The organism is Streptomyces rhizosphaerihabitans (assembly GCF_025399795.1).
Taxonomy (GTDB): Bacteria; Actinomycetota; Actinomycetes; order Streptomycetales; family Streptomycetaceae; genus Streptomyces; species Streptomyces rhizosphaerihabitans.
On sequence record NZ_JAODTZ010000026.1, the window covers coordinates 93624 to 119749 of the forward strand.

A 26126-nucleotide genomic window follows, 5' to 3' on the forward strand; every position below is an offset into this window, starting at 1 on the left:
ACTGGATCCCATGAGCGTCATCAACGTCGGTCAGGCCGTCGTCCTCGGAGTCGTCGAGGGGGTGACCGAATTCCTTCCCGTGTCCTCGACCGGTCACCTCAAGATCACCGAGGGGCTGATGAACATCCCCGTCGACGACGACGCCGTCGTCGGCTTCTCCGCGGTCATCCAGGTCGGCGCGATCGCCGCCGTGCTCGTGTACTTCTTCAAGGACATCGTGCGGATCGTCTCCGCCTGGGGACGCGGGCTGCGCAACAAGGACGAGCGGCACAACCACGACTACAAGTTCGCCTGGTGGGTCATCTACGCGACGATCCCGATCGTGGCCGTGGGTCTCGCGGCCAAGCCGCTCATCGAGGGTCCGCTGGCCTCCCTGTGGGTGGTCGCGGGCTCGTTGATCGCGGGCAGTGCCGTGATGTGGGCGGCCGACCAGATGGGCCGCCACAAGCGCGGTGAGGACGACGTCTCGTTCAAGGACGCGATGCTGGTCGGCAGCTCCCAGATCCTCGCCCTGCTTTTCCCCGGCTTCTCGCGCTCCGGCGCCACCATGTCGACGGGCCTCATCCTCGACCTGGACCGCGTCGCCGCCACCCGGCTCTCCTTCTTCCTCGGCATCCCGGCCCTCACCGGCGCGGGTCTGTACGAGCTGAAGGACGCCCTGGGCACCGGAGTGGGCGCCGCTCCGCTGATCGTCGGCACCGTCGTGTCGTTCGTCGTCGCCTACGCCTCGATCGCCTGGCTGCTGAAGTTCGTCGCCAAGCACTCCTTCAACGCCTTCGTGATCTACCGCATCATCATCGGCGTGCTGCTCTTCGGGCTGCTGGGCGCGGGCATCATCGACAGCTGACAGCTGACAGCTGACAGCCCAGGGCGCCGGTGCGAGCCTGTCCCAGGGCGTGAACAAGCCGCTCACAGGGGCGCGAAGCCGATTTCCAGGCTTCGCGCCCCTGTGTTCTTCCTCTGTGTCCTTCCTCGCACCCCGCTTGACATCCCCTTCGGCCGCCCGGAGTATCGCGTCCGTGAACCTGTCAGACAGCCAGACAGGTGGGGCGGTGCCGCGGCGTGTCAGCGCCATGGAAGCGGTGCTCACCCACCTCCGCGACGCCATCGAGCGAGGCGACCACGCCGTCGGCGACAAGCTCCCCTCCGAGGCCGAGCTCTGCCGCCGCCTGGAGGTCAGCCGCCCCGTGCTGCGCGAGGCGCTGCGGGCCCTCCAGGTGATGGGCCTGACGGTGTCCCGTACCGGCAAGGGCACCTTCGTGGTGGCCGACGCGGTCCAGGACCCCACCTTCGGCGACTACGCGGCCGGCGACCTCCTCGAAGTACGGCGCCATGTCGAGATCCCCGTCGCCGGCTACGCGGCCGTGCGCCGCACCCCGGAGAACCTCGACCACCTCGCCCACCTGCTCGACCGGATGGAGCGGGAGACCGACACCACGGCCTGGGTCGCCATGGACACGATCTTCCACATCGCCATCGCCGAGGCCTCCCAGAACCCGGTCTTCCGCCGTGTCATCGAGGAGATCCGGGACGCGCTGGCCCGTCAGTCGGCCTTCCTGAACGACCTCGGCGGCCGCCGGGAGCAGTCGAACCGGGAACACCGGGCGATCGTCGAAGCACTGGTCGACGGCAGTGAACAGGACGCGGTCGAGGCCATGTCCCACCACCTCGACCGGGTGGACACCGCGCTCACCTCCATCGTGCGCCCCGGGCGCACGGACACCCCCACGAAAGGCGGACCCGACGCGTGAACCCGACCCTGACGCACGGAGGTCCGCCCGTCGCGGCGGCCCCCGTGATCCGCGAACCCCTGCACGCGCCCGTCGCCCACCTCGTACGCGGCGGCGTGATCGAGGGCATCCACTACGGCTCGGTCGTCGTCCTGGGTGCCGACGGCGGCGTGGAACTCCGCATCGGCGACATCGAGGCGGCCTTCTACCCACGTTCGGCACTCAAGCCCGTACAGGCCGTGGCGATGCTGCGCGCCGGGCTCCCGCTGGACGGCGAACTGCTCGCGCTCGCCGCGGCCAGCCACTCCGGCGAGGAACGGCATCTCGCCGGCACCCGGCGCATCCTGGAGACGGCCGGGCTGTCCGAGCAGCGCCTGCGCAACATCCCCGACCTGCCCTTCGACCCGGTCGTCCGGGAGACCTGGATACGCGACCGCCGGATGCCCTCCCGGCTCGCCCAGAACTGCTCCGGCAAGCACGCGGCCATGCTGTACACCGCCCGCCTCAACGACTGGTCGCTCGACGACTACCTCGACCCGGCGCACCCGCTCCAGCGGGCGATCGCCGCCACCGTCGAGGACCTCACCGGACAGGCCGTCGCCCAGGTCACCGTCGACGGCTGCGGCGCGCCCCTGTTCTCCGTCTCGCTCCAAGGCCTCGCCCGCGCCGCCGTCCGGATCGCCACCGCCGCGCCGGGCACCCCCGAGGCCCGGGTGGCCGACGCGATGCGCGAGCACGCCGAGATGGCCTCCGGGTCCGGGCGTGACGTCGCCGCTCTGATGCGCGCGGTGCCGGGGCTGCTCGCCAAGGACGGTTTCGAGGGCGTCCAGGTCGCGGCGCTGCCCGACGGCCGCGCCGTCGCCGTGAAGATCGCCGACGGCGCCGACCGGGCGCGTGTCCCGGTGGCCGCCGCGGCCCTGGCACGGGCCGGGGTCGACCCGGCCGCCCTCGCCGAGTTCGCGGGCGCGCCCCTCCTCGGCGGCGGCGCGGTGGTCGGCAGCGTCCGGCCCGTCCGCGCCCTCGGCGCGCTCGACCGGCCTGCGTACGCCTGACGTACGCCGACAGCATTCGCAACCGGCCGCGGTGACCCCCGACTCATCGTGCAAATCGGCCTGTTGACGCCCGAGGCGGTTCGGCGGCCCACGGCGGCCCGAGGCCGGTGGAAGCACGAACAGCGGCGGCCAGGACGCCCTGGGCCAGACGATGGTCGGACACGGGGGAACAGAGTTCGTCGGCCGTCGTTCGAGCCTGGGCCGGGACGCCCACGGCCGGGACGAGGTTCGGATGCAAGGGGGCAAGCTCCACCGGGCATTGTCCGAACCTGGGCCGGAACACCAGGGCCGGGACGAGCGCCTGACGCAGGGGGCGAGGTCCCCGGGACGGTCCGCATCGATGAGCCGTGGGACCGAGTGGGCGGCACAATGGCGATCATGCCCGCGAATTCGTCGTATCCGTCCTCCCTGACCTTCCAGCCGGTCCTGGAGCGCATCGCCACCGAGATCGCGCAGACGCCGGGACGCGGGCGGCCCGCCGACTACATTCCGGCGCTGGCCGCCTGCGACCCACGGCGCTTCGGCATGGCCGTCGCGGAGCTCGACGGCACGGTGTACGGGGTGGGGGACTGGCGGCAGCCGTTCTCCACCCAGTCCATCACGAAGGTCTTCACGCTCGCCCTCGACCTGGCCCGCGAGGGCGACGCACTGTGGGAGCACGTCGGGCGGGAGCCCTCCGGCAATCCGTTCAACTCCCTGGTGCAGCTGGAATACGAGAACGGCATCCCGCGCAACCCGTTCATCAACGCGGGAGCCCTCGTCGTCACCGACCGGCTGCAGACCCGGACCGGCGACGCGGCCGGCACCCTGCTGGAGTTCCTGCGGGCCGAGAGCGGCAACGCGCAGCTCGACTTCGACAAGGACATCGCCGCCTCCGAGACCGCGAACGGCGACCGCAACGCGGCACTCGGCCACTTCATGGCGTCGTACGGCAACATCGACAACCCGGTGCCGGTCCTGCTCGAGCAGTACTTCCTCCAGTGCTCGATCGCCGCGTCCTGCGCCGACCTCGCCCTCGCCACCGGATTCCTGGCCCGGCACGGCATTCGTGCCGACGGCGGCCGGCTGCTCGCTATGAGCCAGGCCAAACAGATCAACGCGATCATGCTGACGTGCGGGACGTACGACGCCGCGGGCGACTTCGCCTACCGGGTCGGGCTGCCGGGCAAGAGCGGGGTGGGCGGCGGCATCATCGCCGTGGTGCCGGGCCGCTTGACCCTGTGCGTCTGGAGCCCGGGCCTCGACGAACGCGGCAACTCGGTGGCGGGCGTGGCAGCCCTGGACCGCTTCACGACGCTGACCGGTCTGTCGGTGTTCTAGGGCAGGCCCACGACGGTCGCCCGACACACGCCGATCACCTCACTCGCGACGTTCCCCCGACACACGCCGATCACGCCACCCGCGACGATCGCCTGATGCGCGCCGACCATCCGGCGCGGGCTGATGATCAGGCCCGCGCCGACTGCCCGGCCCGCGCCGATCGCAAGGCCCGTGCTGGTGGCACGGCGCTCGCCGCTGCCCCGACACCCCCGGATTTCGTGTCCACCACACGGCGGTCACGTGCCGGACCCCGTCAGGAGAGTGCCGCGTCGCCTTCCGGCCACCCGGCGTTGACACGCTTGCGGAGTGTTGGCCATGGCTTTTCCCGTCGATCTCCGCCGCTGCCAGGCTCTGGGCCTGGCCGGTACCGCCTTCCTCGCGCTGGGCGGCGAGACCGCGGGGGCCCTGCCCGCGCGCGACCTCCTCGCCCCCGAGTCGGGGCGGGCCGTACTGGGCCTGGTCGGGGTGTACTTCGGCGTTGTTCTGCTGATAGCCGCGTGGGCGCTGCTGGGCACCGTCGTACGCGGCCCCGAACCGCCGGCCCCGCGTTCCCTGTTGCTCGTTCTGGCCACCTGGGCGGCGCCGCTGCTGCTCGCGCCACCGCTGTTCAGCCGGGACGTCTACAGCTATCTCGCGCAGGGCGCCATGGTCGACGCCCACATCGACGTGTACGTGTACGGGCCCGCGCAACTCGGCGGCCCGCTAGCCGACGAGGTGGCGCCCGTGTGGCAGCAGACGACGACACCGTACGGGCCGGTCTTCCTCGCCGTCGCCCGCGGCCTGTCGGCGCTGACCCGCGGGGAGATACCGGCCGGACTCTTCGGTATGCGCATGGTCGCGCTGCTCGGCGTCGCTCTGATGGCGGCGGCCCTGCCCCGCCTCGCCCGGCACAGCGGCGCCGATCCGGCCGCCGCGCTCTGGCTGGGCGCGCTCAACCCGTTGGTCCTGCTGCACCTGGTGGCCGGCGCTCACAACGACGCCATCATGCTCGGTCTGCTGGGTGTCGGCCTGGTGGCCGCGCGCGGCCGATGGCCCGTCGTGGGCATCGTCCTGGTCACCCTCGCCGCACTCGTCAAGGCGCCCGCCGTGCTCGGCCTGGTGGCGGTGATCGCGCTGCGCGGGCGCGGGCAGGGGCGCCGGGGGATCGCGCGGGCCACCGTGACGACCGTGGTGGTCGCGGTCGCGACGACGGTCGCCGCGACGGCGGTGGCCGGTACGGGATACGGCTGGATAGCCGCCCTGAAGACCCCTGTCTCGCCGCACAACTGGTCACCCACCAGCGTCCTCGGGCGCGCCACCGGCGCCCTGCTCCAGAAGCTCGGCAGCGGACTCGCGCCGCTCGCGATGCCCGCCTGGCACGCGGCCGGGCTCGTGGCGACGGTGGGCCTGCTGCTCTTCATATGGCTGCGGCTGCGCCCGCACCCGGTCTACGCGCTCGGCCTGAGCCTCGCCGCGGTGGCGGTGTTCGGCCCGGCCGTCCGGCCCTGGTACGCACTGTGGGGCCTGTTCCTCATCGCGGCGGCGGCGCCCACCGGTTCGGTGCGGAGCAGGGTCGCCGCCGCCAGCGCGGTGCTCGCGCTCGCGGTGCTGCCGAGCGGGTCGCCGGCGGACGCCGGACAGGTGATCCTCGCCGTCTCCGGGGGCGTGCTCGCCGTCGTCGTGCTCTGGCAGGCCCACCAGGCGGCGCAGCCGCCGTCACCGGGACTGGAGCGGACGGCATGACGGGGGACACGAAGAACGGACCGGGCCCGAGCGGTACGACGGCGACGAGCACGACGAGCACGACGAGCACGACGAGCACGACGAGCACGACGAGCACGACGAGGGGGACGACGGGCGTGAAGGTGCCGAGCGGCAGACAGGGTCTCGGCGGCAGGCAGGGTCCCAGTGGCATGGCGGCACTGCTGAGCACCGATCGTCGGCGGCTCCTGCTCGTCCTCGGACTGGCCGTCGTCGTCGGGGTGTTCACGGCCACCGTGCCGCTGCTGCGCGACTGGTTCGACCTGCGCGTGTACTACGGGGCGGTCGACACCTGGGTCCACCACGGCGGCAGTGTCTACGACTACCGGGTGCCGGGAACGACGTACGGCTTCACCTATCCGCCGTTCGCGGCCGTCGGCATGCTGCCGATGGCACTGGTCGGGCTGAGCACGGCGATCGCCGTCGGGCTGCTGTTCAACGTCGCCGCCCTGGCCTCCGTGGTGGGCATCCTGGTCGGCCCCGCACTGCGCCGCTACGGCTGGTTCGGTTTCGCCCTGACGGCCTGTCTGCTGGCGCTGTTTGAACCGGTCCGTGACACCTTCAGCTTCGGCCAGGTCAACCTGGTGCTGCTCGCTCTGGTGCTGAGCGACGCCTGGCTGCTGTCCAGCGGCCGCGGCCGTCGGGCGGGCGTCGGCATCGGCCTCGCCGCGGCGATCAAGCTCACCCCGGCACTCTTCATCGCACTGCTGCTGCTCGGCCGTCGCTGGCGCGCCGCCGGTGTCGCCACGGCCGTCGCGCTGGCGGCCACCGCGCTGGCGGCCTGGGCGGCACCGGACGCCTCGCGCTTCTACTGGACCGACGCGTTGTGGGACACGAGCCGCATCGGGCGCCTCGCCTATGTCTCCAACCAGTCGTTGCAGGGTGTGCTGGCCCGGCTCGTGGCACCGGAGGAACCGAACAGGGCCCTGTGGGCGACACTGGCCCTGCTGGTCCTGTGCGTCTGGGCGCGGCGGACCTCGCGTGCCCTGGCCGACGAGGACTGGACCGCGGCTTTCGCCCTCACCGGGCTCGCGGCCTGTCTCGTCAGCCCGATCACCTGGGTGCACCACCTCGTCTGGCTGCTGCCGTCCTTCGCCGTGCTGCTGCACCGGCGCCGGTTGCGGGTCGCGGCGGCCCTGTACGCGGTGCTGTGCAGCAGCGTGGTGTGGCTGTGGTTCGACGACGCGTCGGGCCTCGACGGTTTCCTCGGCAGCAACACCTATACGTGGATCACGCTCGGGCTGCTGCTGTGGCTGCCCGTCGGTCAGCCGCGTTTGGCCCGGCCCGCCTTGAGCCGCAGGGCGAGAGCGACGCCCGCGGCGCCCAGCGCGCCCGCGCCCGCGATCTCGGCCGCGTCGGACCAGCCGGGTCCCGCGTCGTCCGGAGGCGCGGCGGCCACGGCCGGTGCGCTGGTCACGGGCCGGGCGGTGGCCACGGGGCGAGCGGCACGACCGGGCCGTGCGGTGGACCTGGCCGGGGCGGAGGGACCGGCCGCCGGTACGGCACGTGTGTCGACGAGCGTTCCCACGGGATCGACCAGGCCGTCCGCCTCGAAGCCCCAGTCGAGCAGTGAGCGTGCCTCTTCGTACACGGCCAGCCCGCCGCCCGCCTGAGGGTTCATCACCGTGACGACGAGGGTGCGCGTGCCGTGCTCGGCGGCGGCGACCAGGGTGTTGCCCGCGTTCGTGGTGTAGCCGTTCTTGACACCGATCAGACCCGGGTACGGCTCCACCCCGTTCGCGCCGGTGAGCAGCCGGTTGGTGTTCTGGATCCCGTACGAGGAGCCGCTGTCGCCGGGGAACATCGCCTCGGCGGTGGAGCAGTAGCGCGCGAAGTCGGGGTTGCGCAGCCCGGCGCGCCCGAACACCGCCAGGTCGTACGCCGACGAGACCTGCCCGGGTGTGTCGTACCCGTCGGGCGATACGACGTGGGTGTCGCGGGCGCCGAGAGAGCGGGCCTTGGCCTGCATCTGGGCGGCGGTGCTCGTCCAGCCGCCGTTCATCGCGGCGAGCACGTGCACGGCGTCGTTGCCGGAGTTGAGGAAGACGCCGCGCCACAGGTCCGCCACGCGGTAGGTGATTCCCTCGGCCACGCCGACCATGCTGCTGCCCGCGCCGATGCCCTCCAGCTCCTCCTCCTTGACGGTGTGCCGGGTGCTGCCGGGCAGCGTTGGGAGGACGGTGAGGGCGAACAGGGTCTTGAGGGTGCTGGCGGGCGGCAGCCTGCGGTGCGCGTTGTGCGCGGCGAGCACATCGCCGGTGCGGGCGTCGGCCACCACCCATGACAGCGCGGAGATGTCCTCGGGAACCTCGGGCGCCCCGGCCCTGGGGCGTACCTGGGTCCCTGGTTCGTAGAGCGACGAGGGTGGCGACACGGCCGGCTGCGGCGCCCCGGGGGCGGCTTCGGTGAGTGCGGCGGCCGGGCTCTGCGCGGTGGCCAGCACACCGACCACGCAGACGGCGGAGCAGGAGAGGGCGGCACGCGTGACCGCGGAGCGAGAAGCGGCAGCCCGGAATGAGAATCCGATAGTCATACCGCAAACGTAGGAATGGACTCGCGACACGCCGGGATGGCCGGGCCGAGTGGCGGCGTCGAGCACCCGGATGCCGCAGGCGCGGGGGGTCAGGAGGGGAGAGTGGGCTGAACCTGGCGCAGGAAGGCGGCGTTGTCCGGGGTGGCGCGCAGCCGCTCCAGGAGTGTTTCCAGGCCGGCCTGCCCGTCCCGCGTGCGCAGGACGCGGCGCAGTCCTCGCGTGGCGGCCAACTCGGCGGTGGAAAACAGGAGTTCCTCGCGGCGGGTACCGGAGGGGGTGATGTCGACCGCGGGGAAGACGCGCCGGGCGGCCAGGGTCCGGTCGAGCCGGAGCTCCATGTTGCCGGTGCCCTTGAGCTCCTCGAAGAAGAAGTCGTCGGCGCGGGAACCGGTCTCCACCAGGGCGGTGGCGAGGATGGTGAGCGAGCCGCCCTCCTCGGCGAGGCGCGCCGCGCCGAACAGCCGCTTGGGGCCCTGGAGCGCGGCGGCGTCGACACCGCCGCTGAGGGTGCGGCCGCCGGCGGCGGCCGCGTTGTTGTGCGCCCGGCACAGCCGGGTGAGCGAGTCGAGCAGGATCACGACGTCCTGGCCCGCTTCGACGAGCCGCTTGGCCCGCTCGATGACGAGCTCGGCGAGCGCGATGTGCTGCTTCGGCGTCTGGTCGAACGTGGAGGCGTAGACCTCGCCGCGTACGGAGCGCCGCATGTCGGTGACCTCCTCGGGCCGTTCGTCGAGCAGCACCACCATCAGATGGCATTCGGGGTGGTTGCCGGCCACGGCGGCGGCGATCTGCTGGAGCAGCACCGTCTTGCCGGTCTTGGGCGGGGCGACGATCAGACCGCGCTGGCCCTTGCCGACCGGTGAGACCAGGTCGACGACGCGGCCTGTCAGTCCGCTCGCCGGGTGTTCCAGCCGGAGCCGGTCACGCGGGTGCAGCGGGGTGAGGTCGCCGAAGTGCGGGCGGCGGCGCAGCTCTTCGGGCGTACGGCCGTTGATCCGGTCGACCTCGGTGAGGATCCGGGAAGCGCCGCGCACACCTTCCACGGTGTCGCCCTTGCGCAGTCCGTGACGGCGGATCAGCGCGGGGGAGACCTGGAGGTCGGTGGACGAGGGCAGGCAGTTCGCGGAGCGCAGGTGCCCCTTCCCGTTGCCGTCGATGTCGAGGACACCGGTGGCGACCTGGGTTTGGGGCCGCTGCTGTACAGAGGGGCGTTCGAGTGTGGTGGTCATGGGATGTCCTTTCGCGGACGGGAATGCATGTGGCATGCGCAAGGAAGGGGGGGAGGCCGCGAAGAGAGGGCGCGGGGCGCGCCTCGGTGCGGCGGGAACATCACCTCGGATACGACGGGAGCGATCCCTGGCCGTACTCGGGAGGTGGTGCCGAGAAGCTGGTCCACCGGTCGGAATCGACGGCGTCACAGCGGGAGAAAGGAACTGGCACCGGCGCCTGGAAGAAGAGGCGTACACGAGTGCTGATGTGAGAGTACCACCGATGTGACCGGTTCGGCCGTGATCCGCGTCTCAGTCACGCGGACCGCTCGGTGGCGCCGTCGGTGGCGGGCCCGTCGTCGCAGGTGAAGGCGCGGTCGCGCCGCGCCGGCCGCGCCCAAGTGGTCGTGCCGCAGCGGAGCTTGCTCGCCCCCGGCCTCGGCGGTTGGGGGGCGTCGAACCCGCGCGCTCGGGTCCGGCGGGAAGGATCCCGGACCGACGGGCGGCCATCGGCCGATCCGGTGCCACCGGGCACGAGCCGTGGCGGCCGGTCCGTGATGCCGCCCCGGCCGAAAACCGCCAGGGCGTACCGGCGAGCCCCGCCGGCGGGTCCGCGCACCGGGTGCGCGGTAGCCGCGCTCGGGGAGAGAGGCGTCCGCGCTCCGGGCGTGCGGTGTCGCTTCGCCGTCGGCGCACCTACCCTGAACAGACCGCCTTCGAGCGGCTCGCCGGTTCTTTCGACCCGATCGGATCACCGAGGTGAGGACCATGACCACGATCGCCATCGTCGGAGCCGGCCCCGGTCTCGGTGCCGCCGTGGCCAGGCGGTTCGGCCGCGAGGGCTTCCACGTCGCGCTCGTCTCGCGCAGCCAGGAGCGGGTGGACGGTCTCGCCGCCGAGCTCGCCGACGTCGGAGTCACGGCACGCGGTTTCGCCGCCGACGTACGCGACCCGAAGGCTCTCGCGGCGGCCCTGGACGCCGTGTGCGGAGCCCTGAGTCCGATCGAGGTGCTCCAGTACAGTCCGGTCCCGTCCCCGGACTTCATGCGGCCGGTCCTGGAGACCCGCCCTGACGACATGGTCGGCCCGATCGAGCTCTCCGTCTACGGGCCCGTCGCCGCCGTCCGGCAGGTGCTGCCCGGGATGCGCTCGCTCGGCCGCGGCACCGTCCTCCTGGTCAACGGCGGCAGCGCGGTGATCCCGCACGCCGACCGGGCCGGCACCTCGATCGCGTTCGCCGCCGAGAGCGCGTACGGCCATCTGCTGCACGACACCCTCGCCGGCGACGGCATCCACGTGGGGCAGCTCATCATTCCCGGCGCGATCGTTCCCGGGCATCCGAGGAAGGACCCGGACGTGCTCGCGGAGGCGCTGTGGGGCATGCACCGGGACCGCCACGGATTCCGGCACTTCGCCGACGACCTCGACGGCTGACACTCCTCGGCCGGGCCTGACCTGAGCCCTGCCCGAGGTGAGGACGGCGGAGGGGCGGCCGTCGGCCGCCGGGTCTACCCCGGACGACTGCGGGCCTCGCGGTGCGGGATGCCGAGCGGGTACGGCGTCAGCGCAGGCGACCGAGGACGTCCGGCGACAGCCGTTCGGCGAGCTGTTCCAGCAGGGTGACCGTCTCGGCGATGGTCGCGCCGTCATCGGTGCCGAGGGCGGCGCCCAGAGCCTTGTCGACCGGGCTCGCCGCGACCTCGGCCCGGCGGCCGGTGACCTCCGGGTTCCGCCAGATCAGTGAGCGGCGGCGGTCGGCGGGATCGGTCGCGGTGAGGACAGAGCCCGCTTCCTTGAGCCGTGCGACGCACGCGGACACGGCGCTCTGCGGCAGGCCGGTACGGACGGCGACCTCGCCGACCGTCGTATCGGCGTGGGCGTACACGTCGAGCATCACGATCAGCATGGACCGGGTGCTCGTGGACCGCGGGCCGACCCCCTCGGTGGGGATGGCCTCCTCGCCGATCTTCATCAGGGTCCGGCCCAGAAGGAAGAGTTCCGCTCCGTTCATGGCCGCAGATTACATCAAGGAAGATGCATCAGAAATAATGCATCTTCCTTGATGCATCAAAAATGATGGAGTACGTTCGACGGCATCGCGGGACCGAAAGGGGTCCGCGTTCATCCACAGGAGGAGCCCGCCATGCATGTCACCCGTACCGGCCACCTGTCAGTCCCCGGCGCCACCCTCTACTACGAAGTGCGCGGTGCCGGACCCCTGTTGCTCGTCTCGCAGAGCGGTGAGGGCGACGCCAACCGCAGCGACGCGATGGTCGACCACCTCGTCGACGCGTACACCGTCGTCACGTACGACCGGCGTGGTCTGTCCCGCAGCCTTCTCGACGATCCGGCCCGCGGCGCCACACTCGACGAGCACGTGGACGACGTGCACCGGCTGCTGCTCCACCTCGCTGACGGGCCCGCGCTGATGCTCGGCTGCAGCATGGGTGCCGTCATCGGACTCCGCCTCGCCCAGCGGCATCCCGAGCGGCTGAGCGTCCTGGTCGCCCATGAGCCGGCCATCCCCGGCATGCTGCCCGACGCCGAAAGGATCCGCGCGCGGCGGGAGTTGGACGAGATGCGGGAGGTCTTCCACCGTGACGGATGGGTTGCCGGGGTACGCAGGATCGGCGAGATACTCGGTATCGACCCGGCACGCCAGGAAGTCGAACCGGGCGCCAGGACGGTCCCGTTGGACGCCTCCCGGGAGGCGAACTTCACGTTCTTCATCGACCACGACGCACTCACCATGAGCAGGGCCGAACTCGGGCCGGACGAGATCGGCGCGCTCAAGGGCGGGCCGGTCCGTGTCGTGCCGGCGGCGGGACGCACCACACCGCCCCAGGTGTTCGACTACCGCTGCGCCGAGGAGCTGGCCGCCGGACTCGGTGCCCGACCGGTCCACTTCCCCGGTGGCCACAACGGCAACCTGACCCACCCGAAGGGCTTCGCCGAGCTGCTGCGCACGCTGCTCTGAGCAGGCACAATCGATCGTCGTACGGCGCCCGACGGTGTCGTACGACCGCCAACCCGGCCCAGCAGCAAGGAGAACACGGTGGACACCTCGCCCGTCACGCCGCACCGCATGGACCCGGCGGGCGGCTGCCCGCACGCCGACAACGAGCGGCTGCTCGCGCGGGGCGCCGTCGCGACGGTGGTGATGCCCGGCGCGGTGGAAGGCGCGGCGGTGCTCGGGCACGAGGCTTTGAAGGAGTTCCTCGCGCACCCTGATGTCGCCAAGGGGGCCCAGCACTTCACGGCACTGCGCGAGGGAAACATAGCCGCCGGCTGGCCGCTGCTGACCTTCGCCACCGTGCAGGGGATGACGACCGCCGACGGTGACGACCACCGGCGGCTGCGATCCCTCGTCAGCAAGGCGTTCACCGTCCGACGCGTCGAGCAACTGCGTCCCCGCATCGAGGAGTTGACCTCCGGGCTGCTCGACGGCCTGCACGCGGCGGCACAGGAGGGCGGGGGAGTGGCCGACCTGCGCCGGCACTTCGCGCTCCCGCTGCCGATGGGCGTCATCGGCGAACTCCTCGGTGTCGACGCCGAGTACCTCGACCGGCTCCACCATCTGTCGAACCAGGTCGTCGCCACCGACATCGGCCCCGAGCAGGCCGTCGCCGCGAACCGCGAACTGGTGGCCGTGCTGAGCGCCGTCGCCGCCGCGCGTGCCGAGAACCCCGGCGACGACCTCACCAGCGCGCTGATCGCCGCCCGGGACGAGGAGGGCGACAGGCTCAGCCAGCAGGAACTCATCGGCACCCTGGTCCTCATGATCATCGCCGGGCACGAGACCACACTGAACCTGATCACCAACGCCGTACGCGCGTTGTGCGGGCACCGGGACCAGCTGGAGGCGGTCCGGAAGGGCGAGTCGAGCTGGGCGGACGTCGTCGAGGAGACCCTGCGGTGGGACGCGCCCGTCAGCTACTTCCCGTTCCGCTACCCGGTGCGGGACCTGACCGTCGACGGGACCGTCATTCCCCGGGGCACGCCCGTCCTCGCCGGCTACTCGGCCGCGGGCCGCGACCGGGCCGCGCACGGTCCCGACGCCGACCGCTTCGACATCACCCGCGCCGCGCGGCCCGGCGCCGTCCGACACCTCTCCCTCGGGCACGGCGCCCACTACTGCCTGGGCGCGCCGCTCGCCCGAATGGAGGCCACCATCGCCCTGGAGCGGCTGTTCACCCGCTTCCCCGACCTCGACCTCGCCGTGTCCGAGGCGGAGCTCACCCGGCACGCCAGCTTCGTGGGCAACAGCGTCCGGGCCCTTCCCGTGCGGCCGGGAGCCTCCCGCCTCTGACGCCGGGTACCCCGGCCGGGTACGAGGACGCGCCGGGCCGGGGCTCGCGTCCCGGGCCCCACGCGTGCCCGAATCCGGTGAACCGGTCCGGCCGCGTGTGCCTCGCCGCACGTGTCCTGGCCACCCGCGAACAAAAATCGGCACGGCCTGTCGATTCGCCGCGGCGCCGTTCGTCGGTGGGGTGTAGGAAGCTCATGAGCACCGGGAGGAACCATGAAGTACATGCTGCTGGTCTGCGGCGACGACACAGCTGACGCCTCCGGCATGGCGCCCGTCGAACCCTGGGTCGAGGAGCTGGGCGCCGAGCGCGGCGTACGGCTGCACGGTCACCGGCTCCGGCTGCCCGCCGAGGCGGTCACCGTCCGGGTGCGCGACGGCGAAGTGCTGCGCACCGACGGGCCGTTCGCCGAGACGAAGGAGTACGTCGCCGGCTTCGACATCCTCGACTGCGCCGACATGGAGGAGGCGATCGAGGCCGCCGCGAAACACCCGGTCGCGACCATCGGCGCCATGGAGGTCCGCGCGTTCTGGGACGACGGGGACGCCGAAGCGGAGATCCGCCGCCTCGACGCGGAGCTCACCGAGGCCGTCCGCGAGCGTGACATCGAGCGGGCGATGGCCTGCTACGCCCCCGACGTCGAGGTCTTCCACCCCGTGAGCGGCCTGGAGCGGAGTGGCGCCGACGCCCTGCGCAAGGCGGAGGAGCAGTGGTTCTCCACGCTCGCAGGACCCGTCGACCGCGAGGTGCTCGACTTCCGTCTGCGCATCGACGAGAGCGTCGCGTTCAGCCATGCCCTGGTGCGCCTGCGCGCCCCGCTCGTGGACGGCGGAACCCTGGACACCACCGCACGCGTCACCACGGGCTACCGCGCGGCCGGCGACCGCTGGCAGATCGTCCATCAGCACACGTCGGTGCCGTCGTCGCCCGCCGACATGCCGGGGACCGGGGAGCTCCGGCCATGAAGTACGCCCTGTTCCTCTGCACGCCGGTCGGTGGCGAGGAACCCGGTCCCGAGGAGATCGCCGACGACCCCCGGTTCACCTCGTACCTCCAAGAGGTGCGCGACCGTGACCTCGTGAAGGGCGGCGCCCGGCTACGACCTGCGAGCGACGCCACCACCGTCCGGGTCCAGGGCGACGAGGTCCTGCTCAGCGACGGCCCCTTCGTCGAATCGAAGGAGTACGTCGCGGGCATCGACATCATCGAGGTCGCCGACCTCGACGAGGCCATCGCGCTCGCGTCCCGGCACCCGGCGGCGCTGGGCGGCGGTTCCGTGGAGGTGCGGCCGCTCTGGGAGTGAACGACGAAGTCGAGGAGGCGGTCGCCGCCGCGTTCCGCGAGGAGTGGGGCCAGGTCGTCGCCACCCTGATCCGGGTGACCGGCGACTGGGACCTCGCCGAGGAGTGCGCGCAGGACGCCTTCGCCCAGGCACTCGACCGGTGGCGGCGCGACGGAGTACCGCGCCGCCCCGGCGCCTGGCTGACCACGACCGCGCGCAACCGCGCCCTGGACGTGCTGCGCCGGGAGGCGGTCGGTGCGCAGAAGCTGCGGGAGGTGGCGGTGTCGACACGCGACGAGGAGCCGTACGACCCGTACGGCACCTATGACCCGTACAGCGCCTATGGTCCCCACGACCCCTGCGACGGCCGTTACGACTCGGAATTCGACGACGGGAGCGGAGTCCGCGACGACCGGCTGCGGCTGATCTTCACCTGCTGCCACCCGGCGCTGCCCATCGAGGCCCGGGTGGCGCTCACCCTGCGTGCCCTGGCCGGGCTGACCACTCCCGAGATCGCGCACGCCTTCCTCGTCCCCGAGGCGACCATGGCGCAGCGGCTGGTGCGTGCCAAACGGAAGATCCGCAACGCGGGCATCCCGTACCGCGTACCGCCCGCGCACCTCCTGCCCGAACGCACCACGGGCGTCCTCGGCGTCCTCTACCTGCTCTTCAACGAGGGGTACGCCGCCACGGCCGGTGCCGATCTGGTGCGCACGAACCTCTGCGCCGAGGCGATCCGTCTTGCCCGCGTCCTGGCCCGTCTGATGCCCGACGAGCCGGAAGTCGTCGGTCTGCTGGCGCTGTTGCTGCTGCACGACGCCCGGCGCGGAACGCGCGTCGACGCCTCCGGCGATCTGGTGACCCTGGAGGACCAGGACCGTACTGCCTGGGACAGGTCCGAGGCCGAGGAGGGTGCCGCACTGCTGGAGACCGCCCTGCGCCGCGGGCGCCCGGGCCCGTACCAGATCCAGGCCGCGATCGCGGCCTGCCACACCACCGCGGGCACGGCCGAGGAGACGGACTGGGCCGACATCGCGGCCCTCTACGGCGAGCTCCGACGCTTCGTGCCCTCCGCCGTGGTCCGGCTCAACCGAGCGGTCGCCGTGGGCATGGCCGAAGGCACCGACGCCGGGCTGGCCCTGGTCGCCGAACTGGAGGGGGAGGGCGAGCTGGACGCGTACCACCTGCTGCCCGCCACCCGCGCGGACCTGCTGCGCCGGGCCGGACGCACGACGGAGGCCGCCGAGGCCTACGAGAGGGCACTCGATCTGGTGGAGAACGCGGCCGAGCGGAGATTTCTGGAGAAGCGGCTCGCGGAGTGCCGATCGGTGTAGGGGCCCTTCGTCGGTGGGACCCCTGCGCCGGAGGCCCCGACGCCGGTGGGGCCCCGACGCCGGTGGGGCCCTGGGCCGGTGGGGGGCCTACGTCGGTGGGCCTTATGCGAGTTCGAAGATGCCGTAGCCGAATCCCCGCGCGCTGATGGTGCCGGCGTCGATCCGGATGCCGGTGGCTTCCAGCGGGCGGCCGCCCTCGGCGCCGTCGTAGCGACAACTCGCTTGCTCTCGGCGGGGGTTGACCACGACGAGGTACCGGCCGCCCCGCACGTACACGAACGGATACCCGGCGTGTACCACCTCCACCGAGCCGCCCGGCCCCAGCTCCGGCGTGCCGGCGCGCAACGCGATCAGGCGGCGTACGAGATGAAGGAGCGAGGTGTCGTCGGCCAGTTGGGCGGCGACCGTCGGGCGGTCCGGGGACGGGTCGAGGGGGAGGTAGAGGCGGTCGGCGGGAGCCGTGGAGAATCCGGCGTTGGGGCCGGCGTCCCACTGCATCGGGGTACGGGAACCAGCGCGGTTGTAGCGCGGTCCCAGCACGCTGCCCTCCTTCCCGGGAAGTCCCGGAAGGTGGCGCATGCCGATCTCGTCGCCGTAGTAGATCGCCGGAAGGGTCGGCCAGGTCAGCTGGAAGGCGAAGGCGGCGGGCAGCTGACCGGCCGTGCGGGGGCCGCAGTTGAGCCGCGAGAAGTCGTGGTTGGAGGTGGGGAGCGCGATGAACCCGTCCTCACCGAGCGTGGAGGCCGCACCGCGCCAGGCTTCCACGAAGGGGCGCGGGGAGCCTCGGCCCTCGGCGTCGAAGAAGCAGTCGAGCGGGTCCCAGGCCTCGTTGACCGTGCCCTCGCCGTTGCTCCAGAGCGAGCGCAGGGCGAGCCCGTCGGTGGGGCCGCCGAACTGGAGGAAGAAGTCCGCGTGGAACCCCGCGGGGACGGACACCTCGGGTTCGCCCCACTCCGAGAGCAGCACGGCGTCCGGATGGGTGCCGTCCAGCCAGTGGCGCAACTCCGTCCAGATCGCTGCTGTTTCCTTCTTGCCCGGATCGTCCTTCACGAGCGAGGCGGCCATGTCCACACGGAAGCCGGACAGTCCGAGACCCAGCCAGTGGTCCATGACCCTGCGTAGTTCGGCGCGGTTGGCGCGCGGGCCCTCCGAGTCGACCGGCCCGCGCCAGGGTTCGGCCGGATGGGTGCGCCCGTAACCGAAGTTGAGGGCGGGCTGGAACGCGAAGAAATTCGGCAGATACGCCCCCGGGCGCGTCCCGGGGGAGGGGACGAAGCCGTCCGGCGAGCCCTCGGGCGCCCAGATGTACCGGTCGTCGGCCGGATCGTCCATCGCGGCGCGGAACCAGGGGTGTTGGTCGGAGGTGTGACCCGCCACGAGGTCGAGGAGAACACGGATGCCGTGGCGGCCCGCCTCGTCGACGAGGCGGGCGAGGTCGTCGGACGAGCCGTAGCGGGGAGCGACGTCCAGGTAGTCGGCGACGTCGTATCCGGCGTCGCCGAACGGGGACACGAAACACGGGTTGAGCCAAACGGTGTTGACGCCGAGCCATGCGAGGTGGTCGAGGTGTGCGGTGATTCCGTCGAAGTCGCCGATGCCGTCGCCGTTCGAGTCGGCGAACGACTGCGGGTAGATCTGGTAAAAGACGGCGTCGGCCAGCCAGGCGGGGGCGGGGCGGAACGAGGTCATGTCCGGGACGATAGATCAGCGCACCCGGTGTCCGCTGCCCCACAGGCTGCCGTTCGACTGTCGTTCGAATCATGCCGCGGGCGCGGGGGCACTCCAGCCGAGCAGGCATCCTCCGCGCCCTTTGCGCCCCTCTGCACCCTCCGCACTCTGCGACCCGATCCGAACCGCAGCCCCTAAGCTCGGCGAGATGTTCACCCCGCAAGGTCCTACCCTCCGCGAACTGGCCGTACAGGCCCTCTCGTCGATCGAACACGGCTACGACCTGCTCTCGCCCAAGTTCGACCACACGCCGTTCCGGACTCCGGACGCGATCCTCGAAGCGGTGGGCCGGGCCCTCGCGCCGATCGGACCGTTCGGCGCGGGACTCGACCTCTGCTGCGGTACCGGCGCGGGCATGGAGGTCCTGCGCGACCTGTGCCGGGAGAGCGTCACCGGCGTCGACATCAGTACGGGCATGCTGACGGTCGGACGCTCGCGGTTCGGCGCCGACGACTCGCTGTCCTCGGCGGTGAGGTGCGCCGACGACTCGCTGTCCCCGGCGGTGAGGTGCGCCGGCGGGGGACCGTCCTCGGCGGCGAGGCGCGACGACGGGCCGCCGTCGGTCGCCTGGGTGCGCGGAGACGCCCGCGCCCTCCCCTTCGCGCCCGCGTTCGACCTGGTCGTGAGCTTCGGTGCCTTCGGGCACTTTCTGCCGCGCGAACTGCCTGGTCTGTTCGCCGGGGTCCATGCCGTCCTGCGTCCCGGTGGCCGTTTCGCGTTCCCGGTCATGGCTCCGCCGCGGCCCGGCTCGCCCTGGTACTGGGCCCTGCTGGGCTTCGACACGGTGATGCGGGTGCGCAACGCCGTCCGGCGTCCGACCTTCGTCATGTACTACCGCGCGTTCCGGCTCGACGACGTGGAGCGGGAGCTGGCGCGGGCCGGATTCCGGACGGAGCTTCACGCGCTGACCGAGTTCGGCCGTCGACGGGACGGCAGCCCGCGGGCCCGGATGGTCGTGGCCACGCGCGACGAGGACACCTCGGTCGTGGCCACGCGCGAGGGCACCTCGGGACGGTCGGCCGGAGGCGCATGACGGGCGGGCCGGCTCCGGAGGCTCTCCCGTCCGGGGAGGACGCCGGTTCACGCCCCTCGGCGGCGCACCGAGGGGCGTGAGACCGATGTCCGCGCGGGCGGTCGCCCGTCAGGCGCGGACGAACTCGAGCGGATCGGCGTCGAAGGCCCGCTCGGACTCGCCCACCAGGCCGTGCGGTGCGCCCGGATACACCTTCAGTTCCGCGTCCTTGACCAGCTGGGCCGTCTTGAGGGCGGCGGCGATCGGCACGATGTCGTTGCCGTTGCTGTTGCCGTTGCCGTGCGCGATGAGCGTCGGGACGTCGATCTCGGCGAGGTCCTCGGCGAAGTCGGTCTCCGAGAATGGAACCCGGGAGCTCACTTGGCCGCCGGGAGCGTGAACTCGTAGACCAGTGCGTCCTGTTGGGCGTCCACGGTCAGGTCGGTGATCTCCAGTGGCCGGTCGTACTGGTCGTGAACGCGCCGGGTGACCCGCACCGACTGCGGGAGCCGGGTGATCGCGTCCCGGTGGTGCAGGGTCAGACCCGCCTTGCGCATCCAGTCGTAGGCACGTGACAGCTGTGCCGAGGCGTGGCCGTCCGCGCGGTCGCGGTAGCGGGCGAGCTCCTCGACCTCGGTCACCGCGATCGCGGAGAAGGAGGTCACGGCCGAGCGCAGCCCGCTGCCGTCGGTGGCGGCCGACTCGTAGCGGTGGACCAACGTCGCCCGCAGCGGGGCGAGTCCGAGGGCTTCGGCATGTTCCGGTGGGGGAGCCTCCCAGGTCACGGTGGTTCGCCTGCACCCGTCGGGTTCGCCGGTGTGAGCGCCGACGGGGAAGTCGAGCGACGGGACGTGCTCGGCGCCGGTGCCGGACAGCGTCGCATGGCTGCCACGCCGGTCGGTGGAGACCTGACCGTCGCGTCGCAGCATCTGCAACGCCTGCCGTACGGTCTCCCGGCTGACGCCGAACCGGGTGGCCAACTCACGTTCTCCCGGCAGGCGTTCGCCGGGCGGGATGATCCCGTCGCGCAGCTCGCCGAGCAGTTGCGCGGCGATCCGCGCGTAGAGCGGTTCGTGGTCGGACGGATGGGTGGTGCGGGCCATGTCCGCGCCTCCTGCGTGGTGACAAAACGTAGCCGTGTGGACTCGGTGCGCCACCACATCTAGCATTGGTCTAAACCACCAGGAAAGGGTGTCCGGGTACTTCGGCCGATTTCAGCCCGCGCCCCCGGTCGGCACGGGCCGCTCCCGGAACGTGCCACACGGGGCGTCGACGAGCGCCGACTCCCTTGGGTCGACTGCGATGCGCGGGCCCGCGCGGCTCATCACGCACCCCGCCAAGACCCCGCTTCCGGGCCCACGAGATTGCGAGAGCCGTCGAACCCGCAGTGTCCGAAAGTCCTCGGGCTGAGCCTGTACGGGCCGTTGACCCGCCTGTTGGAGCCGACGGGAGCCGTATGACAGCAACGCGCCGTGAACTCGCCCGCCGCGCGGGAAACGGCGGGCGAACACCACGCGGCGAACAGTGCCTGTCGTGCCGCCGGAGTCGAGGGCCGTGCCGCATGATCAGATATCGTGCGCCGCCATGGGTGAACTGATACTGATCAGGCACGGTCAGACCGAATGGAGCCTGTCGGGCCGGCACGCCGGCCGCACTGACATTCCGCTTACCGACGCAGGCGAGGCCACAGCCAAGTCGCTCGCTCCGAGACTTGCCCGACGCCATCTGGCCGCCGTGTTCAGCAGCCCGTTGAGCCGTGCTGTGCGGACGGCCGAGTTGGCGGCCCTGACCGACGTACGGGCCGATCCCGACCTGTTGGAGTGGGACTACGGCGGCTATGAGGGCCTGACCGCGGCGCAGATCCAGGAGGCGAGGCCTGGATGGGACCTGTGGCGGGACGGCGTCATGCCCGGCGACGCGGCCCATCCCGGCGAACAACTCCAGCAGGTGGGCGCGCGCACGGACGCGGTGCTGGACCGGATCCGGCCGTTGTTGGCCGATGGCGACGTCGCCGTTGTCGCGCACGGTCATCTGGCGCGGGTGCTCACCGTGCGCTGGCTCGGCCTCGACGCGTCCGCCGGCCGACTGCTCGGCCACCCGCATCCAGGCACTCTCAGCTTCCTGGCCACCGAGGAGGAGCAGCCCTTCGTCGCCGCGTGGAACGTCCCGTAGGGGCACCCTCCCGCGAGCGCCGAGCGCGCCGGCCGCCTCGGCCTGTTCATGGCCCTGGGCCTCATCGGCGGCGACATCCGCAGTCATCGACAAGATCCTCACCGAGCGCGAACTGCTCGGCGCAGACCGCTTCATGGGCCAGATCGACTTCAGCGTCTCGGCGACTTCCAGCACGGGCACCTGCACCCTCGCCGCCACCAGCGCGAGTTGTTCTCTGGGCACCCTCGCCCCGGGAGCCGGCGGCGACGGCAGGCTCGTGCGCGTGCCGGTGGGCAAATGAGGGGGCCGTGGCCTGCTCCGGCCCATGACTGTCGAGTCGGTCCGTCACTTCCGTGTCTCGAGGAGGGGCTGCAGATCGGTGCGCAGGTGGTCGAGTGCGCTGCGGTACAGCTGGGGTCCTACGGAGACCCGGGCCACACCGATTGCGCGAAGCTCGTCCAGCGACCCGTGTTTCAGTGGAAGACCAGCGTTCACCGGCGCGCCGACCTCGGCGACGATGGCCCGGAGGTCGTCCGGCCCTGCTCCGGGAGGGAAGACACAGTCAGCGCCTGCCGACCAGTACGCCTCAGCCCTGCTGATCGCGTCGGCACGCCTTCGATGCCCGGCCAGAGGTGAGGTGGGGAAGAAGGAGTCGATCCGGGCATTGATGACCAGCGGCACCCCGATCCGCCCGGCGGCCGCGCGCATCTCCGCGATGTAGACGGCGCGGACATCTACGTCGATCAGGCCGCCGTTGGCGTGATCACTGTCCTCGATGTTGCAGCCGACGACTCCGATCCCGCTCAGCACTTCGACCAGCTCCTCCGGCGCCATCCCGTAACCGGCCTCGGCGTCGACCGTGACCGGCACGTCGGCAGAGGCCGCGATGCGTCGGGCGACGAACATCATCTCCTCGCTCGGGGCACCCTCGCCGTCGTCGTAGCCCAGAGCGGCGGCGATCGCGTTGCTCGCGGTCGCGACCACCGGGAAGCCCGCGTCGACCACGGCGCGGGCGCTGCCCACGTCCCAGGCGTTCGGCAGCACCAGCGGAGCGCCCGGGATGTGCAGGGAACGAAGCAGCTCGGCCTTGTCGGCCTGGTTGGACAAAACGTCTGTCTGATCGGACATGGCGGCCTCAGTCGACAAGTGCGCCGGCGGACAGATTGGCGATTGCTCCGGTCATGGCTCCAGCTCGATCCGAAGCCAGGAACGCGGCCGTCTCCGCGATTTCAGAGAGTGTGGGCAGCCTCTTCAGAAGCGTTCCCTGCACCATCCCCCCGCCTTCGAGCATTTCCTGGACCGACTGGCCCGCCGCTGCCGCGGTTTGCTTGAAGAGGTCCTTGGTGTAGGAACCCGCCGCCGGAGCGTCGACGACAGCGTGTGGGCGGATGCAGATCACCCGGATGTTGCTGGGTGCCAGCTCCGCGGCCAGGACCCGCGAGAAGGCCTCCTTGCCGGCCGCGCTCACGCTGTGCCCCAGGATGCCGCCCACGGCCAGTTTGGAGCCCGGCTCGGACAGCGTCAGGATGACGCCAGGGCGCTCGCGACCCATGTGCCGGGCCACAGCCTTGCTGGTGATGAACAGCGTCCGCAGAAAGCCGTCGACCGGCCGCATGAACTCCTCCAGCGAGAGGTCCGCCAGCACGGTCCCCTGGTCGTGCATGACACTCACGGCGTTGAGGGCGATGTCGATGCTGCCGGCCCTCGCCGCGATCTCGGCGGCGTGCTTTTCGACCGCCTGTTCATCGAGAACGTCGACTTCGGCGGTCTCGACCGTTCCGCCCGTAGCGGCGATGTCACGCGCAACGGCGTCGAGCTTCGCCTGCGTCCGCCCGGCGATGAAAACTCTCGCGCCTTCCCGGGCGAATACCCGTGCGACAGCGCCGCCGATGGCGCCGCCGCCTCCATAGATCACAGCGTTCTTGTCGCCAAGCAGCAATTCACTCATTGTGTCCTCCAAAGGTGATTTGTTCTTCTGAATGACTACGAAGGGCCGACGGTCACCCCGTCGCCGCTGCGAGTTCTGTCGCGTCCGCGATTGCCGGAGGCTTCAGAAGGCGGCGGTTCAGGCGACCGGGGCGGGGATCTCCGCGATGATCAGGCCGGTGACCGCCCGCGGACGAGGCGGCGAAGGGGGCGATCGCCACGCCACCGGCGTACGAGCTCCACGCGATGCCTGCGTTGGCCGCGGGGACCGGCAGCGGCATCGGGGTCGAGGGGCCGCTCGCCGGAGATCTCTTCCGGTGGACTGTTGGTCAGTCGTTTTTCTGGCGCTGGATCTGTTCCGCGATGCGCTTGATGCGGTTCAGTCGCGCATCCCAGTTCCTGCCGACTTCGTTCAGTTGCCGGACGGCGCGGGTGAGCTGCGCCTCGTCGACTTCGTAGCGCCGTTCGCGGCCCATCGGTGTCGCGTGCACGAGGCCCGCGCGATCGAGGACGCCCAGGTGCTTGGTGACCGCTTGGCGTGAGATCGGGAGGCGATCGCTCAGGCTGGTCGGGGTACCGACTCCTTCCGCGAGCAGCAGGTCGAGCAGGCGGCGCCTGATCGGGTCGCCGATCGCCGACCAGAGTTCGTCGTCGACGGCGACCGTCATTGCGCCACCACGGAAGGGGCGTAGCTCTGCAGCCTGGGCAGGAACAGGTCCCAGCCGCGCTCGTGGTCGTGGAATGCCTCCTCGAGCACGGCGGCTTCCCAGCCCTTCTCCCGCCAGCCGCTCTCGGTCAGGCGCAGAATCGTGCCGTCACCGGAGGGCTCGAGCTCGAAGGTGACCAGGAGGGAGTTGTCCGCATCGGGCAGTTGACCACCAGGAGCGACCCAGCGGAACGCGAACCTGTGCGGCGGATCGACGTCGACCACCGTGATCGCCTCGACCGCGGCGCGGTCGCCCCACACCAGTTCGCCGACCGCGCCCGGCGCGGGCTCGAACGACGCGTCATCGGGCCACCACATCTTGATGTGCTCGGGACGACTCACCACATCGAACACGATCTCCGGTGCCGCGTCGATGCGGATCTCGCGCTCCAGCTTTCCGAACTCCACTACAGACCTCCCATGAGCAACCATCGGTTGCGTATGACTCTAGTGGTCCTGCCGTCAACACGCAACCTTATGTTGCGTATCGACCGTGAGTTCGACGCGGGGAACGCCTGACCGGGCAGCGGTGACCGTGGCGAGACGGCTTGCGCGTGCGCGGGGTCCCGTGCCGCGGCGGCGACAGCACGGCGGCGGCCACAGCACAGTGAGCGTGACTGGAGTGGATCGCCGAGCCGCGTTCAGAGCCCCCGCCCGCTCACTGGTGCCGTGACCGTGAACCCTGGCGGGGTCGGGTTTCGTGGAGACGGACGGTCATTCTCACCGTCACATCGTCCCCTGCCGAGAGGCCGCTCGGCTTGCGCACAGCGACCTTGAGCGGGAGCAGGTAACCGCTGTCCTTGGGGAAGAGCGACGTCTGGAAGGCGGCCTCGCCGATGTGAGCCTCGACCGGGATCACGCCCCAGCCGTAGGTGGCCACTGCGGCCACCTCGCGGATGTCGGCGGACTCCTCGTCCGGCACGCGGACGAAGTAGTACGGCGACGGTCCGCGCCATTCGATCACTCGGCCGGAAAACACAAACTCCATGGAGTCGCTCACCTTCCTCGAGGACGGCCAAGATATCCGCGATCGATCCGGCGAAGGGTTCCGGTCCGTCTTCGCACCCTTCGACGACGTAGGCGTACGGTGCCACCGAGACCGCCTCCGACGCGATGCCCTCGTGACTGTCCATCACCCGGGCATCGCGGGCAGGCGAGCGGCCGAGCACCAGCGGTGCGGCTACGGGGCCGCGAGATCGTGTCAGGCGCCGAGGGGCCGACTCAGTCCTGCGGAGCCGTCGCAAGCACAGTGCGACAGTCCGACCAGGCGGGTTGGCTCAGCAGGGGCCTGAACCGGGTGAACAGTGCGAGGAGTTCGGCCCTCCACTTCTCGCGGAAGGCGGAGTCGATGCGGGCAAGGTCGAGTTCGTTGGCGGCGGACAGCTCGGCGAAGTCCCGGCGAAGGTGCGGCTCCGGAGTATGGAGACCACCGGTGAACCGATTCCGAAAGACCCCGTCGGCATGCGCGAGCGTCGGATACGTGGCCCTGCGGTCACACGACGCGTAGAGGTACACGATGGCTTCGGCCTCGGCACCGATCACCCCCGCAAGTTCGGCACGGCTGTCCGAAGACAGCAGCGCGTGGGAAAGCCATCGGTGAGAAACGCGACCTCGGTCCCTTCAGCGGACAGCCGGGCTGAGCCGGTCCAGTTCTGTCCCTCCGGAATCTCTCGGTGCGCTCGCCGAGCTAAGCAGTCGTCTGCCAGGGGAGAGAAGGCACGTACGCCGGGGTGCTGTGCCAGTAGTCCCGGGTCTCCACGGCGAGACCCGTCGCGTCGAAGCGGACGAAGACGCAGCCCGCGAGTGTCGACGGACGGCCGTCCTCCTCCGCGAGGACGCGGAACTCGGCGACCGCGCGGCCGTCCTGGCCGATCATGGGTTCGGAGAAGCGGACATCGGTCGTGGTCTCGGACGCGAAGGACCAGCGGATGTACGCGGCGAGCTCGTCCCGGCCGTGGTGAGGCTCCCGGAACGGCATGGAGCGGTGGACGCACGCGTCCGAGTACAGCTCCAGGATCGCCTCGACGTCATGGGCCGCCCAGGCCCGCTCCCACACCCGTACGAAGCGTCGTGCCGCCGTGGTCGTGTCCATCGCGG

The 26126-nt window shown here is 71.3% G+C and carries 26 protein-coding genes and 2 pseudogenes; 15 read left to right on the top strand and 13 right to left on the bottom strand.

The window, feature by feature from the left end; genetic code table 11:
- Nucleotides 1–10 precede the first annotated feature (10 nt).
- The 6 genes from N4G66_RS25000 (at nucleotide 11) to N4G66_RS45705 (ending at nucleotide 7455) form a co-directional block, all read left to right on the top strand.
- Nucleotides 11–847 carry an undecaprenyl-diphosphate phosphatase gene (locus tag N4G66_RS25000; RefSeq protein ID WP_261706428.1) on the top strand — a complete coding sequence of 279 codons (837 nt, stop codon included), beginning with the start codon at nucleotides 11–13 and terminating at the stop codon, nucleotides 845–847.
- A 226-nt stretch (nucleotides 848–1073) separates the two neighbouring features.
- Nucleotides 1074–1751, top strand: coding sequence for a FadR/GntR family transcriptional regulator (locus N4G66_RS25005; protein ID WP_261706470.1), 678 nt, complete (start codon nucleotides 1074–1076; stop codon nucleotides 1749–1751).
- A complete protein-coding gene (locus N4G66_RS25010) occupies nucleotides 1748–2782 on the top strand; it encodes an asparaginase (protein WP_261706429.1) in 1035 nt (344 codons plus the stop codon). The genes N4G66_RS25005 and N4G66_RS25010 overlap by 4 nt, the downstream gene beginning before the upstream one ends.
- Before the next feature lie 369 nt (nucleotides 2783–3151).
- Nucleotides 3152–4102 (top strand): glutaminase, encoded by a 951-nt coding sequence (locus N4G66_RS25015; protein ID WP_261706430.1) that lies wholly within the window; start codon nucleotides 3152–3154, stop codon nucleotides 4100–4102.
- Between the two features lie 315 nt (nucleotides 4103–4417).
- Complete coding sequence (gene mptB / locus N4G66_RS25020) at nucleotides 4418–5824, top strand: polyprenol phosphomannose-dependent alpha 1,6 mannosyltransferase MptB (protein ID WP_261706431.1); 1407 nt, start codon at nucleotides 4418–4420, stop codon at nucleotides 5822–5824.
- Between the two features lie 170 nt (nucleotides 5825–5994).
- Entirely contained in the window at nucleotides 5995–7455 is a 1461-nt protein-coding gene (locus N4G66_RS45705) for a glycosyltransferase 87 family protein (RefSeq protein WP_315903688.1), read from the top strand.
- Between the two features lie 11 nt (nucleotides 7456–7466).
- Here N4G66_RS45705 and N4G66_RS25030 read toward each other — a convergent pair.
- Together N4G66_RS25030 and rho are read right to left on the bottom strand one after the other, a co-directional pair.
- Nucleotides 7467–8375 (bottom strand): annotated as a pseudogene (locus N4G66_RS25030) (serine hydrolase); the annotation flags it as partial.
- An 89-nt stretch (nucleotides 8376–8464) separates the two neighbouring features.
- Nucleotides 8465–9640 (bottom strand): transcription termination factor Rho, encoded by a 1176-nt coding sequence (gene rho / locus N4G66_RS25035; RefSeq protein WP_391858877.1) that lies wholly within the window; start codon nucleotides 9638–9640, stop codon nucleotides 8465–8467.
- A 711-nt stretch (nucleotides 9641–10351) separates the two neighbouring features.
- Here rho and N4G66_RS25040 point away from each other — a divergent pair.
- Entirely contained in the window at nucleotides 10352–11017 is a 666-nt protein-coding gene (locus tag N4G66_RS25040; protein ID WP_261706434.1) for an SDR family NAD(P)-dependent oxidoreductase, read from the top strand.
- A 127-nt stretch (nucleotides 11018–11144) separates the two neighbouring features.
- Here N4G66_RS25040 and N4G66_RS25045 read toward each other — a convergent pair whose 3' ends face one another.
- Complete coding sequence (locus N4G66_RS25045; protein WP_261706435.1) at nucleotides 11145–11594, bottom strand: MarR family transcriptional regulator; 450 nt, start codon at nucleotides 11592–11594, stop codon at nucleotides 11145–11147.
- A gap of 132 nt (nucleotides 11595–11726) precedes the next feature.
- Between N4G66_RS25045 and N4G66_RS25050 the strand changes: the two genes are divergently transcribed.
- The 5 genes from N4G66_RS25050 to N4G66_RS25070 all read left to right on the top strand — a co-directional run bounded on the left by N4G66_RS25050 (nucleotide 11727) and on the right by N4G66_RS25070 (nucleotide 16506).
- On the top strand, nucleotides 11727–12560 hold the full coding sequence (locus tag N4G66_RS25050) for an alpha/beta fold hydrolase (RefSeq protein WP_261706436.1): 834 nt from the start codon (nucleotides 11727–11729) through the stop codon (nucleotides 12558–12560).
- A 78-nt stretch (nucleotides 12561–12638) separates the two neighbouring features.
- Nucleotides 12639–13892 (top strand): cytochrome P450 family protein, encoded by a 1254-nt coding sequence (locus N4G66_RS25055; protein WP_261706437.1) that lies wholly within the window; start codon nucleotides 12639–12641, stop codon nucleotides 13890–13892.
- Nucleotides 13893–14105: 213 nt separating this feature from the next.
- A complete protein-coding gene (locus tag N4G66_RS25060) occupies nucleotides 14106–14855 on the top strand; it encodes a nuclear transport factor 2 family protein (RefSeq protein WP_261706438.1) in 750 nt (249 codons plus the stop codon).
- The gene (locus N4G66_RS25065) at nucleotides 14852–15193 is read left to right on the top strand and encodes a YciI family protein (protein ID WP_261706439.1); all 342 of its coding nucleotides are present in this window, start codon (nucleotides 14852–14854) and stop codon (nucleotides 15191–15193) included. The genes N4G66_RS25060 and N4G66_RS25065 overlap by 4 nt, the downstream gene beginning before the upstream one ends.
- Nucleotides 15190–16506 carry an RNA polymerase sigma factor gene (locus N4G66_RS25070; protein ID WP_391858878.1) on the top strand — a complete coding sequence of 439 codons (1317 nt, stop codon included), beginning with the start codon at nucleotides 15190–15192 and terminating at the stop codon, nucleotides 16504–16506. Before N4G66_RS25065 ends, N4G66_RS25070 begins: the two co-directional genes overlap by 4 nt.
- A gap of 102 nt (nucleotides 16507–16608) precedes the next feature.
- Here N4G66_RS25070 and N4G66_RS25075 read toward each other — a convergent pair whose 3' ends face one another.
- Entirely contained in the window at nucleotides 16609–18195 is a 1587-nt protein-coding gene (locus tag N4G66_RS25075; protein ID WP_261706440.1) for an alpha-amylase family glycosyl hydrolase, read from the bottom strand.
- Between the two features lie 187 nt (nucleotides 18196–18382).
- On the opposite strand from N4G66_RS25075, the gene N4G66_RS25080 reads away from it, so the two are divergent.
- Nucleotides 18383–19267: a class I SAM-dependent methyltransferase gene (locus N4G66_RS25080; protein ID WP_261706441.1), complete on the top strand. Its 885-nt coding sequence runs from the start codon at nucleotides 18383–18385 to the stop codon at nucleotides 19265–19267.
- Between the two features lie 108 nt (nucleotides 19268–19375).
- On the opposite strand, the pseudogene N4G66_RS25085 reads toward N4G66_RS25080, so the two are convergent.
- Nucleotides 19376–19609 (bottom strand): annotated as a pseudogene (locus N4G66_RS25085) (alpha/beta fold hydrolase); the annotation flags it as partial.
- Between the two features lie 14 nt (nucleotides 19610–19623).
- On the bottom strand, nucleotides 19624–20349 hold the full coding sequence (locus tag N4G66_RS25090; RefSeq protein WP_261706442.1) for a GntR family transcriptional regulator: 726 nt from the start codon (nucleotides 20347–20349) through the stop codon (nucleotides 19624–19626).
- A gap of 481 nt (nucleotides 20350–20830) precedes the next feature.
- Between N4G66_RS25090 and N4G66_RS25095 the strand changes: the two genes are divergently transcribed.
- Both N4G66_RS25095 and N4G66_RS25100 read left to right on the top strand, forming a co-directional pair.
- Nucleotides 20831–21418: a histidine phosphatase family protein gene (locus tag N4G66_RS25095; protein ID WP_261706443.1), complete on the top strand. Its 588-nt coding sequence runs from the start codon at nucleotides 20831–20833 to the stop codon at nucleotides 21416–21418.
- A gap of 133 nt (nucleotides 21419–21551) precedes the next feature.
- Complete coding sequence (locus N4G66_RS25100) at nucleotides 21552–21698, top strand: hypothetical protein (protein ID WP_261706444.1); 147 nt, start codon at nucleotides 21552–21554, stop codon at nucleotides 21696–21698.
- A gap of 44 nt (nucleotides 21699–21742) precedes the next feature.
- On the opposite strand, the gene N4G66_RS25105 is transcribed toward N4G66_RS25100, so the two are convergent.
- From N4G66_RS25105 to N4G66_RS25135, 7 genes are all read right to left on the bottom strand, one after another.
- A complete protein-coding gene (locus N4G66_RS25105; protein ID WP_261706445.1) occupies nucleotides 21743–22525 on the bottom strand; it encodes an isocitrate lyase/PEP mutase family protein in 783 nt (260 codons plus the stop codon).
- 7 nt (nucleotides 22526–22532) lie between these two features.
- Complete coding sequence (locus N4G66_RS25110; RefSeq protein WP_261706446.1) at nucleotides 22533–23345, bottom strand: SDR family NAD(P)-dependent oxidoreductase; 813 nt, start codon at nucleotides 23343–23345, stop codon at nucleotides 22533–22535.
- Between the two features lie 307 nt (nucleotides 23346–23652).
- Complete coding sequence (locus N4G66_RS25115) at nucleotides 23653–23991, bottom strand: ArsR/SmtB family transcription factor (RefSeq protein ID WP_261706447.1); 339 nt, start codon at nucleotides 23989–23991, stop codon at nucleotides 23653–23655.
- Entirely contained in the window at nucleotides 23988–24437 is a 450-nt protein-coding gene (locus N4G66_RS25120; protein ID WP_261706448.1) for an SRPBCC family protein, read from the bottom strand. The genes N4G66_RS25115 and N4G66_RS25120 overlap by 4 nt, the downstream gene beginning before the upstream one ends.
- A gap of 250 nt (nucleotides 24438–24687) precedes the next feature.
- Nucleotides 24688–25017 (bottom strand): DUF1905 domain-containing protein, encoded by a 330-nt coding sequence (locus tag N4G66_RS25125; protein ID WP_261706449.1) that lies wholly within the window; start codon nucleotides 25015–25017, stop codon nucleotides 24688–24690.
- A gap of 233 nt (nucleotides 25018–25250) precedes the next feature.
- The gene (locus N4G66_RS25130) at nucleotides 25251–25571 is read right to left on the bottom strand and encodes a hypothetical protein (RefSeq protein ID WP_391858879.1); all 321 of its coding nucleotides are present in this window, start codon (nucleotides 25569–25571) and stop codon (nucleotides 25251–25253) included.
- A 145-nt stretch (nucleotides 25572–25716) separates the two neighbouring features.
- Nucleotides 25717–26121 (bottom strand): nuclear transport factor 2 family protein, encoded by a 405-nt coding sequence (locus N4G66_RS25135; RefSeq protein WP_261706450.1) that lies wholly within the window; start codon nucleotides 26119–26121, stop codon nucleotides 25717–25719.
- Nucleotides 26122–26126 lie beyond the last annotated feature (5 nt).